Consider the following 13,078-nt stretch of genomic DNA (forward strand, 5'->3'; position numbering starts at 1 on the left):
TTCGATATCCCCGACGACATCCCGCTGCCCGAACCGCCGCCGGACCCGGACGAGTTGCCGCCGCCCGATTGGGACGAGTGGCGCTGAGCCGCACGGGTTCTCGTTGATGCGCGGGTATCCGTCCGCCGCGGGGTCGGCCCGCGACGGACGGATATTACCGGCGGCTCCTCGTCGGGTCGGCCCAGAGTTGTCCGCTGTGGGCCGAATGTTGTGAGGATCTGGTTTTGCCGAGGCCCTGGATGAGGGTCGCGGTGGCATTGCCTACGTCGCCCGAGGTAGCGGGTGCTGTAGACCGAGGGGCCAACTCGCGGTTACCCGGCACATGAGTCGCTAATCAGTCCGATATCCCCGCTTTCGCCCCCGGTCACCGATACGGTTCGGTCATGGCTTCCGGCGACGATCCTGATGACGGGCCCGCCTACGAGCCGCCCGGTAGCGCCGCGGCGGGCGATGCGGGAACGGTGCCGCCCCTCGGCGTCCACGGCATGGTGGACAGCGGCTGGCTCGGCCACCGGCCCGAACCCGCGCGTGGGCGACCGCGTCTGACCACGATCATCATGGTGGCGGTCTGGATCGGGACGCTCGCGCTGTACCTGTGGTTGCAGCGCGGCGGCTAGTGCGGCCCGACCTGGGAATAATCCCGTTGCCCGACCACTTAAGGTGGTTGTCGTGAAAGAAAAGGGTCGCAAGGTCATCGCCACCAACCGCAAGGCGCGGCACAATTACTCGATCCTGGAGACCTTCGAGGCCGGGGTCGCCCTGGTCGGCACCGAGGTGAAGAGCCTGCGTGACGGCAAGGCCTCCCTCGTGGACGCCTACGCCAGCATCGACGACGGCGAGGTCTGGCTGCGCGGGTTGCACATTCCCGAATTCAGCCACGGCACCTGGACCAATCACGCGCCGCGACGCACCCGCAAACTGCTGCTGCACCGCCGCGAGATCGACAAGTTGACCGGCAAGACCAAGGAATCCAGCCTCACCCTGGTACCGCTGTCCATGTACTTCAGCGACGGCAAGGTGAAGGTCGAGCTGGCCCTGGCCAAGGGCAAGCAGGACTACGACAAACGGCAGGATCTGGCGCGGCGCACCGCCGAACGTGAGGTCACGCGCGAGATCGGACGGCGGGTCAAGGGCATGCGTTGACCGCTGTCCTCCTGGCGTTGCTCGCCTCTCTCGCTTACGGCGTGAGCGATTTCGCCGGTGGGGTGGCGTCGCGGCGCGTCGCCGCGCTGCGGGTCGTCATCGTCTCGTATCCGCTGTCGGTACTGCTGGTGCTCGCGCTGGCCCCGCTGGTCGGCGGCTCGCTCGACACCGCGGCCATGATGTGGGGCGTGGCCGCCGGTGTGACCAGCGGTGTCGCGGTCTGGTGGTTCTACGCCGCGCTCGCGCAGGGGCCCATGGCGGTGGTCTCGCCGGTCACCGCCGTACTCGTCGCGGGCGTACCCGTCCTGGTCGGCCTGGTCCTCGGCGAGCGCCCGACCCCACCCGCCTATGTCGGCATCCTCTGCGCGCTCGTCGCGGTCGTCCTGGTCAGCCAGGAATCACCCGACGACGTCAACGAGGAGATCACCGGCGGCCGCCCACTGCGCTTCAGCAAACATGTAGCGCTGCTGACGGTCGGCTCCGGCATAGCGTTCGGCCTCACCTTCGTCTGCCTGCACGAGACCGGTTCCGCCGCCGGGCTCTGGCCCCTGGTCGCCGCCCGCGCCGCCGCCACCGTGGTGGTCTGGCTCGCCGCCGTCACCACCGGCGAATTCCACGCCCCACGCGGCCGCCCCCTACGCCTCGCCGTCTACGTCAGCATCCTCGACGTCATCGCCAATGTGGCCATGCTCTACGCGTTCCACGGCTCCATGCTCTCCCTGGTGAGCGTCATCGGCTCGCTCTACCCCGCCGCCACGGTGTTGCTGGCCATGGGCCTGCTCGGCGAACGTGTCGGCCCCCGCCAACAGATCGGCATGGTCCTCGCCCTCGGCGCGGTCGCCCTGATCGCCGTCTCCGGCAGCGCGGGCTGACGACCAGCGGGGATGCGCCCGACCACAACACCGGCGAATAATGGAATGATCCGCCCGTCGCGGAGTGTTAAAGTAACTAGCCCGGTCGCAAGACCGGGAGTTCATCTGAATCAGGTGGGCAACTCGGGGCTGAACGGTTTCGACTGCGTACGTTGATTCAGGGGAAGCGTGTCGGTGCAGGCAGGAGACCACCGTAAGCGTCGCTGTAACCCTATAAGCGCCGATTCTCATCAGCGCGACTACGCTCTCGCTGCCTAAGTAGCGAAGCGTGTCTGTCAGTCCGGGTTCGCCCTCGACCCGGGTACTGGCATCAGCTAGAGGGCTCTACCGTCCGGCTCGGTCGCGGAGTCGGACGGGACATCCAACAGCGACTGGGATCGTCATCTCGGCTTGTTCGCGTGACCGAGAGATCCGAGTAGAGACATAGCGAACTGCACACGGAGAAGCCCTGGAAAAGCGGCGGAGGACCCGGGTTCGATTCCCGGCAGCTCCACCAAGGCCCCCCACCTGAAATTGCAGGTGGGGGGCCTTTTTGTGCCACATCCCGCACGACGTGAAGGCCCGTGGGCGCAGCCCCCGGTGCGGAAAGCCGAGGGCGTCGTGCTTTACGCGGTTACTTCCACTGGCAGGCATACTTGCCGCAGTTGCCGTCCGTTCCGTTCGGCCGGTCGTCCACGCCCGGCGCAACGTCTTGCGACAAGGTGTCGTCCTCGTATCCGCCTTGGGGCTCACACCCGATGGCCTGACACTGGACCACCGGCGCGGCCGAGGCCACCCCGGCACCGGAGAACAGCGCCGCACCGAATACGGCCGCAGCAACGATGGTCTTCAACATGATTCAACCTCTCAGCGTTGGCGTAACTGGTGGAGGACGGGGCTTAGAAATAGACCATCAGTCGCCAGTACCGAAACCCGTCGCGGTCTACGCCTTCAACGCACTTCCAGGACGTGATGGCCGCGTCGTTTTCGTCCTCGAGCAGCCCGGCGATGTGGCAGCCGTCCGGCGTCCAGAAGTCGCCGCGTGCCTCACCGGGACTGCCGAACGACCCGGTCGGTGGTGCCGCGTGGGTGGCTGGAGCAAGAGCCAGCGCCGCCGCCGCGAGGATCCCCGCTGTTGTCGTTTTGATCATGTGACGCAGTGAAACAGGCACTCCATGAGCATTCTATGAACGCCGGTAACCACTTCCGGTGGCCGGAGCGTGGCAGGGCCGCAGGCAGAAGTGTCCGCCTGCGGCCCAGTCTGGCCTTCGTGGTTTCGGGGTTAGGCGTGCTGGGGTTCACCGTAGGCGGCGGCTATGTCTTCGGAGCTGCTCCAGCGGCTGTAGGTGGGGGATTGGGGCCAGCCTTCGGGGGAGTCTTGCCAGACTTCTTGGCGGCCGTAGGGGAGTAGGTCTATGAGGGCGAAGGTGTGGCTGAGTTGTTCGGTGCCTCGGCCGTTGGTGTGCCAGGTGCGGTAGACGGTGTCGCCGTGGCGGAGGAAGACGTTGACGGCGAAGCCGCCGTCGGGGGGTGCGCCTACGTCGGAGCCGAAGGGGCTGTTGGCGGTGGAGTACCAGGGCATTTTGTTGCCTACTCGGCGTTTGTAGGCGAGGGCCTCGTCGATCGGGCCCTGGGTGACTATGACGAAGCGGGCGTCGTAGTTGTCGAGGAACTCCAGACGGGTGAATTGCGAGGTGAATCCGGTGCAGCCACCGCACTGCCATTCCTTGCCGGGGAACCACATGTGGTTGTAGACGATGAGTTGCGACTTGCCGTCGAAGATGTCGGCCAGCCGGACTTCGCCCTCCTCGCCTTCGAGGATGTAGTCGGGCATCTCGACCATCGGCAGTCGGCGTCGCTGCGCGGCGATGGCGTCCAACTCGCGGGTCGCCGCCTTCTCCCGGACGCGCAGCGCGTCGAGTTCGCGCTGCCATGTTTCAGCGTCGACTACGGGCGGCAAGGCTTCGGTGCTCATGGGGTCCTCCCTGACAGAGTGTGGGCTGTAGGTGTAGACCCCGTGCGGCGGCGGAATTCATCGGTGGGTGCGGGTTGGCCTCCGCTTGGGGGTGGGCTTCTTGCGCTTGCCGGGGATACCGAGGATGAGGGCGACGACTGCGGCGAAGCCGCCGAAGATGGTGCCCATGACCGCGCGGTCGCGGCTGTCCTCGCGGTCCTGCGCCTGGAGTTCGGCGTAATTGGGGGACATGGGTTCTCCGTTGCACGTGGGAACCGCCGTGCCGCCGGGTGGGTCGATCACGTCCGGCACGTTGACAGCGAGAAGGATGACGGCGGCGATGCCGAGGAACGGCGTGACAATATCCGCTGTGCCCCAGCGGTTCTCGACAAGTGGGTTCGAAGTCAGCGGGGTGCGCTCGAGGTGCGGTGGGGGATGCCGCGGCGTTGGAGGGCGGTGCGGAGGGTGGGGTAGGGGACGCCGAGGTGGGTGGCGATGGTGGAGAGGGGTTCGCCGGTGCGGTAGAGGGTGATGGCTTGGTCTAGTTCGGTGTCGGTCAGTTGGCGGTGGGGGTTGAGGGTGCGGATCACCGTGGTGGCGTTGGGGGTGGGGGATCGTAGGGAGTGGAGTTCTGTGCGTAGGGCTACCAGTTCGTCGAGAATCGTTGCGTAGAAGGCGGTTTCCTGCTGGTTCTCCTGCTCCTGGCGTTCGCGGTGCTCGTCCTCGCGGGCATCCTCGGCGGCATTGACCATGACGGCGAGGAACAGATTGAGGACCACGAAGGACGAGACGAGGATGTACGTCAGGAAGAAGATCCAGGCCAGGGGCTTTTCGGCCATGACCTCGCGGGCGATATCGGGCCAGGCCTCGCCGGTCATCACCTGGAAGAGGGTCCACATGGAGGTGCCGAGGCTGCCGAAGTAGTCGGGGGTCACCGGGCCGAAGAGCTTCGTCGCCAGCACGGCCGCCACGTAGAGCACGAGCGCGAGCAGTCCAAGGATCGCGCCCATGCCGGGCAGGGCGGCGAGCAGGCGCGTCACCACTTTGCGCATGCTGGGGGTGGCCGACACCAGACGCAGAATCCGGAGGATGCGGAAGGCCCGCAGCACCGATAGCGCCCCGGTCGCGGGCACGAGCGCCACGCCGACCACGACGAAATCGAAGCAGTTCCACGGATCGCGGAAGTAGGCCCAGCGGTGCGCGTAGAGCTTCAGCAGTATTTCGACCAGGAAGATGAGCAGTGCCGTGGCGTCGAGGAGGCGGATGAATCCGCCCGCGGCCGCCATCAGCGCATCGGAGGTCTCCGCGCCCAGTGCCACGGCATTGATGAGAATCACCGCGATGATGAACCGCTGGCATCGGGGTGACTCGACGAGGATTCGTACACGTTCGCGCGACACGACGAGCTGTCTCCTGATTCGGCACTGCGAGATCGACTGACACGAATATCAACTGACGCGATGGAGCGAGAGCACCGGCGCGGACGACCGCCGCCGCGCCTCATCGTAAGTCGCCACATCGTTGCCGGGACGTGCTTTTCGGCGAGCCGGTGGAGGCGGCGCCCGCGCGCCGGTGCGGCGAGCGCATGGATCGGCCTGTCCGTTCTGTCCGCCTGCCGCGTCGCGGGGCGGACTTGTCGGTGGCCGGGGCTACCGTGGCCGGGTGAATCGGACGGATCGGTTGTACGCGATCGTCGAGGAGTTGCGGGCGGTGTCTCCGGGGCGGCGCAGCGCGCGGGAATTGGCGCAGCGGTACGGGGTGAGTGTTCGGACGATCGAGCGGGATATCGGGGCCTTGCAGGGGGCTGGGATTCCGATATACGCCGATGTGGGGCGGCGCGGGGGATATGCGCTGGAGAAGAGTATGTCGTTGCCGCCGTTGAATTTCACCGCGGCGGAGACGGTGGCGTTGGCGGTGGCATTGGAGCGGAATCGGGGCGGGCCGTTCGAATTGGCGGGGCGCAGCGCGCTGCGCAAGGTGGTGGCGGCCATGTCGGAGCGGGATGTGGGGGCCGCGCGGGCGCTGGCCGGACGGGTGCGGTTGGTGGATCCGCCTGCGCCACAGGGCATTCAGGAGATCGAGCTGACGGTGGGTCGGGCGATCGAACGCGGCCGGGTGCTGCGCATCGACTATCTGGACGGGGAGGGCAATCGGAGTGCACGCGAGGTCGAACCGTTCTCGGTGCTGGCGGGCGCACCCGGCTGGTACCTGGTGGCCTGGTGCCGGTTGCGCGACGGCTTCCGCTGCTTCCGGCTGGACCGGGTGCGCGCCGTGGAGCTGACCGATCTGCCCGCGCCGCCCCGCTCACTCGACGGCTATCCGGCGAACCTGCCCCCGCACCGCATCGGCGCGCTCGCGCTGTGAACACTTTTACCGGAAAACACCGACAGGGGGTTGTCGCCATGCGGGGAGATCGTAGGCGGGTACGTACCAACGCCTACCGCATCGGAGACGACATATGGACCTGCCCGCTTTCGATACCGTCGCCTGGTTCCAGGTCGGCAGCGACAAACCCGAGGAGGTCGAGCAGTTCTACGGCGACCTGTTCGACTGGAAGTTCAACCCGGAGCCGGGCAATGACGGCTACGACCTGATCGAGTATCGCGACAACAAGGTGCCCGGCGGCGGTGTCGCGCATGTCGCGGACGCCTCGGAGAACCACGCCGTCTTCTTCGTCATCGTCCAGGATGTGCCCGCCACCGTCGCGGCGGCGGAGCGGCTGGGCGGGAAGGTGCTGGTCGCCCCGACCGCGTCGCCGAGCGGCCTGGTGCTCGCGCATCTGCTCGACCCGTCCGGCAATCGGTTCGGGGTCTTCAGCCCGCCGCCCGCTTCCTGATCGAGGGCCCGGTCCGGAAGGGCCGGGCCTTCACTTCGCTTGTCGCCGTGCCGCTTACCGGTCCGCCAGCCAATTCCCGTGGAACCCGAACGGAACCCGTTGGGGCAGATGGACGGTGGCGACCGGCTCCGCCGCGAGATCCCCGGCATCGAGAATCACCAGATCGCTGCGATCGGTGGCGGCGTCGTAGACGTAGGTCATGAGATACCCTGCCCCGCCGGGTGTTTCGTCGGCAGGTGCGAAAGCGGCCTCGCCCGGAACCCGCCCGTCGCCGAACTCGTGGGCGGTCCGTTCCCCGGTGTGCAGGTCGTAGCGCAGCAACGCGCCGCCGTCACCCTCCAACACCGTGGCATGCCCGAATCGCGAGTCCAATCCGGCCAGCCGATCGTCGATGCGCGGGAATTCCGCGGCCCGGTCGTCGAGCTGCTCCTCGCGCACGGTCCCGCTGGCCGGATCGATGGTGAACCGCCACAGCGTCGCCTCCGCCGCCACGTCCGCACTCGTCCGCCACATCTCCGGATAGCGCATGACATCCACCACGATGCGCCCGGCGTCGTCGAAAGCGTTGAGGCAGTGGAACACATAGCACGACGCGATCTCGAACCACCGCACCTCGCCGTGCGGGTCGTCGCGGCGCAGCACCCCGAGCCGCGCCTGATAGTCGTCGCTCCACCGAAACGGCATGCCGCCACCGGCCATCGCGGTCTCGAGATCGAAAAGTACCGGCAGATCCAGGAATACGACATGCTCGCCGGTCAGCGCGAAGTCGTGGTGCATGGTGCCCGCGGGCACGTCGATCGGGCGACTCAGCAGCAGCTTGCCCGCCGCGTCGGCGCGGTGATAGGTCAAGAACGGCGGCGTCACCACGTCATAGGCGAAGAAGTGCAGCTCACCGGTGGTGGGGCAGGTCTTCGGATGCGCTGTCATGGCGGTCTGCAACGCGCCGTCGAAATCGTAGGGGCCGACGGTCTCGAGCTCCGCGGTCAACTCGTACGGATACGACGATTCGACCAGCGCCAGTGTCCGCCCCGCATGCCGCACGACATGCGTATTCGCCACTCCCGCAGTCAGATCGCGCGTGCCGTCGTCGCGAAAGGCGCGTGCCCCATCGGTGAAGGTGGAGGTCCGCACCCACCGATTCCGGTACGACACCGCCCGCCCGTTCTCCAACCGAACCCCGTGCACCATCCCGTCGCCGAGAAACCAGTGCTTGGATGCCGCCGCATGCGGATTGGGCCCGTTGCGCAGATACCAGCCGGACAGTTCGGCGGGTATTCGCCCCGTGACCGAAAGCTCGTGTGCCGTCAGCTCTTCGGTGACCGGCGCGTAATTCCCGAGCAGATGAGGCGGTGTCGAGGTCATGCCATCGAATGTATGACCTCCTTTTCCGACATGTCAATAGTGGAATGTATGCTCGGCGCATGAGTCTTCGGTACGCACTGCTCGGTCTGCTCACCGATGGACCCGCGAGCGGTTACGACCTGCTGCGGCTGTTCAAGACCTCACTGGCGGCGGTATGGCCCGCGACGCAGAGCCAGATCTATACCGAGCTCACCAAATTGGCCGAGAGCGGGCTGATCATCGTGTCCGACGAGGGCCCGCGCGGGCGCAAGGAGTACACGCTCAGCGACGAGGGGCTGGCGCAGTTGCGGCATTGGCTCACCGAGACCAAGCCCAAGCGCGTGGTGCGCAATGAAATGCTGATGCGGGTGTTCTTCCTGGGCGCGGTCAGCCACGCCCAGGCGCGCGACTATCTGGCGGGCATCGAATCCGGTACCGCCAAGGCGGCCGCTGATCTAGCCAATCTGAAGGCTGAGATCCATTGGGACGACCGCGATCTGTCCGTCTACGGCCGTATGGCGTTGGAGTGGGGTGAGCGCTTCTACGCCATGCATCAGGAATGGGCGCAGTGGGCGCTCGAACAGATTCCGAGCGCCGACTGACGAATCGTCACGACAGGTTGGGTTCTTTCGCGACCTCGTCGCGCGGGGTGTCGGCCGCCGCGCGCGGGACCGTGAAGGTGGCCGCCAGGCAGGCGATGGCGATCGCGAAGCAGGCCACGGTGTACCACAGGTTCCCGATGGGGTCGCCGTTGCTCGTCACACCATCTGTCGCGGCGAAGAAATCGGGCAGGGCCGTCGCCCAGAGCAGTGCCATGACAGCCAGGTACACCACGCCGTACACGCGCACGAAATCATTGCTGTAGGGCGGGATGTCGGAGGAGCCCTGGCGCATCCGCCGCCACTGCCGGGTGAGCGCCACGGCCGCGACAATGCTGACCACCACCAGCTCCGCCGCGTAGAGGGTTCCTCGCACCACCGTGCTTCCCGCGCCGAAAACCGTTGCGGGCATGGGCAATACCGCCGTGCCGATGGAGCCGAGCAGGCCGATGACCACGGTGCGCCAGATCAGTTCCGGTCCGGTGAAGACCCGGCCCTCGTCCACATGGCGTCCGACGAACCACTGCGCGCACAGCGCCAGCGACATCGGCCACAGCGCGGCGAACACCACCACGCTCGGCAGCGGAACGGAGTCGAACATCGGCTGGTTGAGCGGATTGTCGACCGACCACTCCCACCACCGCAGCTGCGGTCCGAGCTGGTCGAAGATCTCGTAGAAGGCGTGATGGACGAAGCCCACGCACGCCGCGCCGACCAATACCCCGTAGCGCCGGAAACCGCCCAGCATGCGGACGATTTCGAAGGCCAGCGTGGCCATGAACGGGTAGATCGCCACAATGTAGAGCGGCAGCCTGCCCCACAGGAACTCCACCGTGAACAGATTGTGCGCGAACATGGTGTCGACGTGTTCGTCGATGCCGAAGGCCGCCGGAAAGTACAGGGGCGGTTCGATGATGAACAGGTACGCGGTCGCGCCGAACCACACCACCAGATTGGTGGGGTCGCCGTGGCGTCGCCATCGCCGGATCGCGTAGGCCAGCGCGAGCACCGCGCCCAGCACGATGGTGAGTTCCAGAACCGGCAGCGTCCAGTTCTCCAAGGCGAAGGGGTTTCGCACCTCGACGAGCCCACCGGCCTCCTGGCACGAAAAGCCCAGGGCCGTAGCGAGTTCGGCGAAGGTTTCTGCGCAATTGTCGCTCATCGGTGCTCCCGGGTCGCCGCGGTGTACCAGTGTGTCACGTCGTACCCGGCGTCGTAGCGCTCGAACCACACATCGGCCAGTGCGGGCAGCTTCTCGTGGTCGGGATTGTGCTTGGGCAGCTGACTGCGAATGATGCCCACGAGCGCGATGAGCTGTTCACCGAGGGGCAGGTGATCGAAGGCGCGCGGCATCGGCCCGTAGTCCTGCATGCGCAGGAACGGTAACCGCTTGCGCAGCTGTTGTTTTCGCCGATGCGTCGCGAACATCGACAGCGCGTCGACCTTCCGATCCTCCAGTGGCACATGCTCGTTGAAGCCCGCGCACGCCACCCGCAGCACCTTCAGGACATGCCGGAAGATCGAGGGGGCCATGCGCATACGGTAGATGTCGCTGCCCACCACGGCGTCGAAGATGATCAGCGCCGAGCTGCGATGCTCGACCTCCTCGACGAAATGCCAGAGGAACAGCGAGGCCACCCGGTCGTCGCCGGGCCGAAACAGCGTCGCGTCATTGTCGAGCATGAGTTTGAAGACCGGGGTGAAGGTCGCCTCGAGATCGGCGGTGTAGGCGAGCCGGTACTCGAGCGGGGTGCGCGCGGTGAGGCGGTCGAACTCCGCGATCACCTCGTTGAGCGTCTCCTGTAGGCGCGGATACCGCCGGATCAGGCCATTGGCGTGCTGGCGGTGCGCGGTGGAGTGCTGCCCCTCCTGGCGCACGAACGCGTCGGCCTCCTCCGCGATGGCGGGATCGGTGATGCGCGGCATGGCCTCGCGAATCATATTCACGATCATCTTCTCGAAGCCGATGGCGAGGAAGGACACCGCGTTGGCCATGGACGAGAAGGCCGGATTCTCCTCGTTCCACGCGAAGGGGACGTCGTAGTCCGCGAACGCGAATCGCATCTTTCGGACTTGGAGGTCGGTCATGGGGTTGCTGCCTTGTCTTTCGGAAGCGGAAATCTGCACCGGGGCCACGGTGACAGTCACCATACACAAAAGCTCCTCGGTGTATGATAACAATCGAAAAAGGCACCCTGACCTGGTTGAAGATCAACCACAAGACCGCGCTGTGATAGCGTTTCGCACGCGAGGGACATGGTGCGAGCCGAGGAAGCGAGCAGTGGCACGAAGGCGCGGATGGGGCGGGTCTCCGCCCGGCAGCGATGACGAAGCGTCCCGCCGAATAGTCGCCGCCGCAGTCGATTTGATCGGCCGAACCGGTGCGGAGATCAGCATCGCCGATGTGGCCGAAGCCCTGGGCGTCATCCGTCAGACGGTGTACCGCTACTTCCCCAGCGCCGAGGAGCTCATGAAGGCCGCGGCGCTCGCCTCGGTCGCCGGATTCCTGGATCGGCTGGCCGAGCACGTGAGCGGGCTCGACGACCCGGTGGAGGCCATGACCGAGGGCGTCGTCTTCACGCTGTCGGAGGTGCCCCGGACCCCACACCTGGGGATTCTGCTCTCCAGTACGTACTCCAGCGCCGACCCCGACAGCCTCACCTCCGAGGAGGCGCAGACCTTCGGCATGACCATGATCAAGCGTTTCGACGTGGAGTGGGAGCGGTACGGATACGACGACGCGTCGCTGCACGAACTCGTCGAATATCTGCTGCGGACCATGCAGTCGTTCTTCGTGTCCCCGGGCAATCCGCCGCGCTCCGACGACGAGTTGCGGCGCTATCTGCGCCGCTGGATGGGTTCGGCGATCATGGCCCAGACCAGGCTGTCCACGAGCGGGTAGCCGCCGTACGAAGAAGGCTCGTGTCCCGGGTGGGCCACGAGCCGTCGAGGTTCAGGGGGTCAGTTGCCGGGGCCGTCGGTCTCGGTATCGTCCGGCGGAGCCGGGTGCGCGACGGAGTCGCTGCTGAAGACGGGACGCTCTATCGCGCCGTGCGTGGGCGCGGAGTTGGGCTCGGGGGTCGCCGCGTGGCTGAACAGACTCGATGCTGGCCGGTACCTCTGATTCATTACTGAATCCTCCTCTTACTCAGGGCGAATAGCGAATCGAATGATTCTGGGGCGCGTCGCGGCGGCTACCGGGTCTCGGAACGCAAGGTGAGCACGGTGATTTCGCTCGGGGCGAAGACGCGCAATTGCGGACCCCAGAAGCCGGTGCCGCGACTGGTGTAGAGCTGGGTCGCCCCGTGACGGCTCAGGCCCGCGACCACGGGCTGTTCCAGCCGGACGAGGTAGTGGAACGGCCAGATCTGCCCGCCGTGCGTATGACCCGAAATCTGCAGCGCCACACCGGCTGCCGCCGCATCGGAGACCTGCACGGGCTGATGGGCGAGCAGCACGATGGGCAGATCGCGGTCCGCGCCCTCGAGCGCGGCGGTGAGATCGGGACCGTGGCCCTCGAGGCCGACCCCGGTGGGGTCGTCGATGCCCGCCATGATCAGGCTGTCGCCATCGCGGGTGAGCACCTCGTGCTGATTGTGCATGGGCTGCCAGCCGATGGAGGCCATATGGTCGATCCAGCCCTGGGCGTCGCCGAAGTACTCGTGATTGCCGGTGATGTAGAACTTGCCCAGCGGCGCTTCGACTTTGCCGAGCGGGTCCACCTGGGCATGCCGCTTGTCGACCGAGCCGTCCGCGAGATCGCCTGCGTGGCATGCGATATCGGGCTTCAGGTCGTTGACGACGTCGACCACGCGCTCGGACCAGCGCTGGCGGTCCAGGGCGGCGAAGTGGGTATCGGTGATCGCCACCAGGCGCAGGCCGTCCATCCCCTTCCCGAGTCCGCGAATGGGCACGTCCACGCGGCGGACCCGAGGAATCCGGCGCGCCTCGACGACGCCGTACGCGGTGAGGGCGGCGGCGACGGCGAGGACGCCCGCCGCCACGATGCGGGAGCGGGCCGGGTCGGCCACCCCCGCGATACCCAGCGCCAGCCGCGCCAGCTGCCCGATGACCGACCAGCTGAACAGCACCCACATGACGCCGAGCAGGGTGTCGCCCACGATCGAGGCCGCATCCGACTGCCTGGGCCCGTGCCCGAGGAACATGGCCGTGGGCAGCGTGGCGTAGCCGAGCACGAAAACCGCGGTGCCTGCCCAGAACAGCGGACTGGCGCCCTCGGTGGGCGCGGCGACCAGCGTCCACCACGGTAGGAGGAACAGCACGGCCGGTATCGCCAGGAAAAGCACCAGGCGGGGAACGTATTTCACGGGGCGACCATCCTCGACGGGATCGG

General features: G+C 66.7%; 17 protein-coding genes and 1 other RNA gene. 8 read left to right on the forward strand and 10 right to left on the reverse strand.

The genetic code is table 11. The features are described from left to right. Positions 1-383 precede the first annotated feature (383 nt). The 4 genes from ACIBH2_RS18540 (at position 384) to ssrA (ending at position 2,511) form a co-directional block, all read left to right on the forward strand. Positions 384-617, forward strand: a complete 234-nt coding sequence (locus ACIBH2_RS18540; protein WP_397118896.1) for a hypothetical protein — start codon at positions 384-386, stop codon at positions 615-617. A 52-nt stretch (positions 618-669) separates the two neighbouring features. Beyond that, a complete protein-coding gene (smpB, locus tag ACIBH2_RS18545; RefSeq protein WP_397118898.1) occupies positions 670-1,143 on the forward strand; it encodes an SsrA-binding protein SmpB in 474 nt (157 codons plus the stop codon). Then, positions 1,140-2,015, forward strand: a complete 876-nt coding sequence (locus ACIBH2_RS18550; protein ID WP_397118900.1) for an EamA family transporter — start codon at positions 1,140-1,142, stop codon at positions 2,013-2,015. Before smpB ends, ACIBH2_RS18550 begins: the two co-directional genes overlap by 4 nt. A 125-nt stretch (positions 2,016-2,140) precedes the next feature. After that, positions 2,141-2,511, forward strand: a transfer-messenger RNA (tmRNA) gene (ssrA, locus tag ACIBH2_RS18555). A 117-nt stretch (positions 2,512-2,628) separates the two neighbouring features. On the opposite strand, the gene ACIBH2_RS18560 is transcribed toward ssrA, so the two are convergent. From ACIBH2_RS18560 to ACIBH2_RS18580, 5 genes are all read right to left on the reverse strand, one after another. Continuing rightward, positions 2,629-2,850 (reverse strand): hypothetical protein, encoded by a 222-nt coding sequence (locus tag ACIBH2_RS18560; protein WP_397118902.1) that lies wholly within the window; start codon positions 2,848-2,850, stop codon positions 2,629-2,631. 43 nt (positions 2,851-2,893) lie between these two features. Beyond that, positions 2,894-3,166, reverse strand: a complete 273-nt coding sequence (locus tag ACIBH2_RS18565; protein ID WP_397118904.1) for a hypothetical protein — start codon at positions 3,164-3,166, stop codon at positions 2,894-2,896. 110 nt (positions 3,167-3,276) lie between these two features. Then, positions 3,277-3,969, reverse strand: coding sequence for a DUF899 domain-containing protein (locus tag ACIBH2_RS18570; RefSeq protein ID WP_397118906.1), 693 nt, complete (start codon positions 3,967-3,969; stop codon positions 3,277-3,279). Positions 3,970-4,026: 57 nt separating this feature from the next. Beyond that, positions 4,027-4,200, reverse strand: coding sequence for a hypothetical protein (locus ACIBH2_RS18575; RefSeq protein WP_397118908.1), 174 nt, complete (start codon positions 4,198-4,200; stop codon positions 4,027-4,029). 152 nt (positions 4,201-4,352) lie between these two features. Further along, on the reverse strand, positions 4,353-5,348 hold the full coding sequence (locus ACIBH2_RS18580; RefSeq protein ID WP_397118910.1) for an ion transporter: 996 nt from the start codon (positions 5,346-5,348) through the stop codon (positions 4,353-4,355). Between the two features lie 262 nt (positions 5,349-5,610). Between ACIBH2_RS18580 and ACIBH2_RS18585 the strand changes: the two genes are divergently transcribed. Together ACIBH2_RS18585 and ACIBH2_RS18590 are read left to right on the forward strand one after the other, a co-directional pair. Beyond that, positions 5,611-6,312, forward strand: a complete 702-nt coding sequence (locus tag ACIBH2_RS18585; RefSeq protein WP_397118912.1) for a helix-turn-helix transcriptional regulator — start codon at positions 5,611-5,613, stop codon at positions 6,310-6,312. Positions 6,313-6,406: 94 nt separating this feature from the next. Further along, positions 6,407-6,784 carry a VOC family protein gene (locus tag ACIBH2_RS18590; protein WP_397118914.1) on the forward strand — a complete coding sequence of 126 codons (378 nt, stop codon included), beginning with the start codon at positions 6,407-6,409 and terminating at the stop codon, positions 6,782-6,784. A 54-nt stretch (positions 6,785-6,838) separates the two neighbouring features. Here ACIBH2_RS18590 and ACIBH2_RS18595 read toward each other — a convergent pair whose 3' ends face one another. Then, entirely contained in the window at positions 6,839-8,146 is a 1,308-nt protein-coding gene (locus ACIBH2_RS18595) for a carotenoid oxygenase family protein (protein WP_397118916.1), read from the reverse strand. A gap of 59 nt (positions 8,147-8,205) precedes the next feature. Here ACIBH2_RS18595 and ACIBH2_RS18600 point away from each other — a divergent pair, with 59 nt between their 5' ends. Further along, on the forward strand, positions 8,206-8,727 hold the full coding sequence (locus tag ACIBH2_RS18600) for a PadR family transcriptional regulator (RefSeq protein WP_397118918.1): 522 nt from the start codon (positions 8,206-8,208) through the stop codon (positions 8,725-8,727). A gap of 7 nt (positions 8,728-8,734) precedes the next feature. Here ACIBH2_RS18600 and ACIBH2_RS18605 read toward each other — a convergent pair whose 3' ends face one another. Both ACIBH2_RS18605 and ACIBH2_RS18610 read right to left on the reverse strand, forming a co-directional pair. Then, the gene (locus ACIBH2_RS18605; RefSeq protein WP_397118920.1) at positions 8,735-9,886 is read right to left on the reverse strand and encodes a hypothetical protein; all 1,152 of its coding nucleotides are present in this window, start codon (positions 9,884-9,886) and stop codon (positions 8,735-8,737) included. Further along, on the reverse strand, positions 9,883-10,812 hold the full coding sequence (locus ACIBH2_RS18610) for a metal-dependent hydrolase (protein ID WP_397120869.1): 930 nt from the start codon (positions 10,810-10,812) through the stop codon (positions 9,883-9,885). The genes ACIBH2_RS18605 and ACIBH2_RS18610 overlap by 4 nt, the downstream gene beginning before the upstream one ends. Before the next feature lie 193 nt (positions 10,813-11,005). On the opposite strand from ACIBH2_RS18610, the gene ACIBH2_RS18615 reads away from it, so the two are divergent. Further along, the gene (locus tag ACIBH2_RS18615) at positions 11,006-11,626 is read left to right on the forward strand and encodes a TetR/AcrR family transcriptional regulator (RefSeq protein ID WP_397118922.1); all 621 of its coding nucleotides are present in this window, start codon (positions 11,006-11,008) and stop codon (positions 11,624-11,626) included. 59 nt (positions 11,627-11,685) lie between these two features. On the opposite strand, the gene ACIBH2_RS18620 is transcribed toward ACIBH2_RS18615, so the two are convergent. Both ACIBH2_RS18620 and ACIBH2_RS18625 read right to left on the reverse strand, forming a co-directional pair. Next, positions 11,686-11,853: a hypothetical protein gene (locus ACIBH2_RS18620; protein ID WP_397118924.1), complete on the reverse strand. Its 168-nt coding sequence runs from the start codon at positions 11,851-11,853 to the stop codon at positions 11,686-11,688. Between the two features lie 65 nt (positions 11,854-11,918). Then, positions 11,919-13,052 carry a metallophosphoesterase gene (locus ACIBH2_RS18625; protein ID WP_397118926.1) on the reverse strand — a complete coding sequence of 378 codons (1,134 nt, stop codon included), beginning with the start codon at positions 13,050-13,052 and terminating at the stop codon, positions 11,919-11,921. Between the last annotated feature and the right edge of the window lie 26 nt (positions 13,053-13,078).

The sequence above is a fragment of the Nocardia sp. NPDC050406 genome (genome assembly GCF_044459025.1).
In the GTDB taxonomy this organism is placed as follows: Bacteria; Actinomycetota; Actinomycetes; order Mycobacteriales; family Mycobacteriaceae; genus Nocardia.

Excerpts from the sequence above, each read along its gene's own strand:
- ACIBH2_RS18595 (WP_397118916.1), bottom strand. The coding sequence starts at position 8,146 with ATGACCTCGACACCGCCTCATCTGCTCGGGAATTACGCGCCGGTCACC.
- ACIBH2_RS18590 (WP_397118914.1), top strand. The coding sequence starts at position 6,407 with ATGGACCTGCCCGCTTTCGATACCGTCGCCTGGTTCCAGGTCGGCAGC.
- ACIBH2_RS18605 (WP_397118920.1), bottom strand. The coding sequence starts at position 9,886 with ATGAGCGACAATTGCGCAGAAACCTTCGCCGAACTCGCTACGGCCCTG.
- ACIBH2_RS18570 (WP_397118906.1), bottom strand. The coding sequence starts at position 3,969 with ATGAGCACCGAAGCCTTGCCGCCCGTAGTCGACGCTGAAACATGGCAG.
- ACIBH2_RS18620 (WP_397118924.1), bottom strand. The coding sequence starts at position 11,853 with ATGAATCAGAGGTACCGGCCAGCATCGAGTCTGTTCAGCCACGCGGCG.
- ACIBH2_RS18560 (WP_397118902.1), bottom strand. The coding sequence starts at position 2,850 with ATGTTGAAGACCATCGTTGCTGCGGCCGTATTCGGTGCGGCGCTGTTC.
- ACIBH2_RS18600 (WP_397118918.1), top strand. The coding sequence starts at position 8,206 with ATGAGTCTTCGGTACGCACTGCTCGGTCTGCTCACCGATGGACCCGCG.
- ACIBH2_RS18610 (WP_397120869.1), bottom strand. The coding sequence starts at position 10,812 with ATGACCGACCTCCAAGTCCGAAAGATGCGATTCGCGTTCGCGGACTAC.
- ACIBH2_RS18575 (WP_397118908.1), bottom strand. The coding sequence starts at position 4,200 with ATGTCCCCCAATTACGCCGAACTCCAGGCGCAGGACCGCGAGGACAGC.
- ACIBH2_RS18540 (WP_397118896.1), top strand. The coding sequence starts at position 384 with ATGGCTTCCGGCGACGATCCTGATGACGGGCCCGCCTACGAGCCGCCC.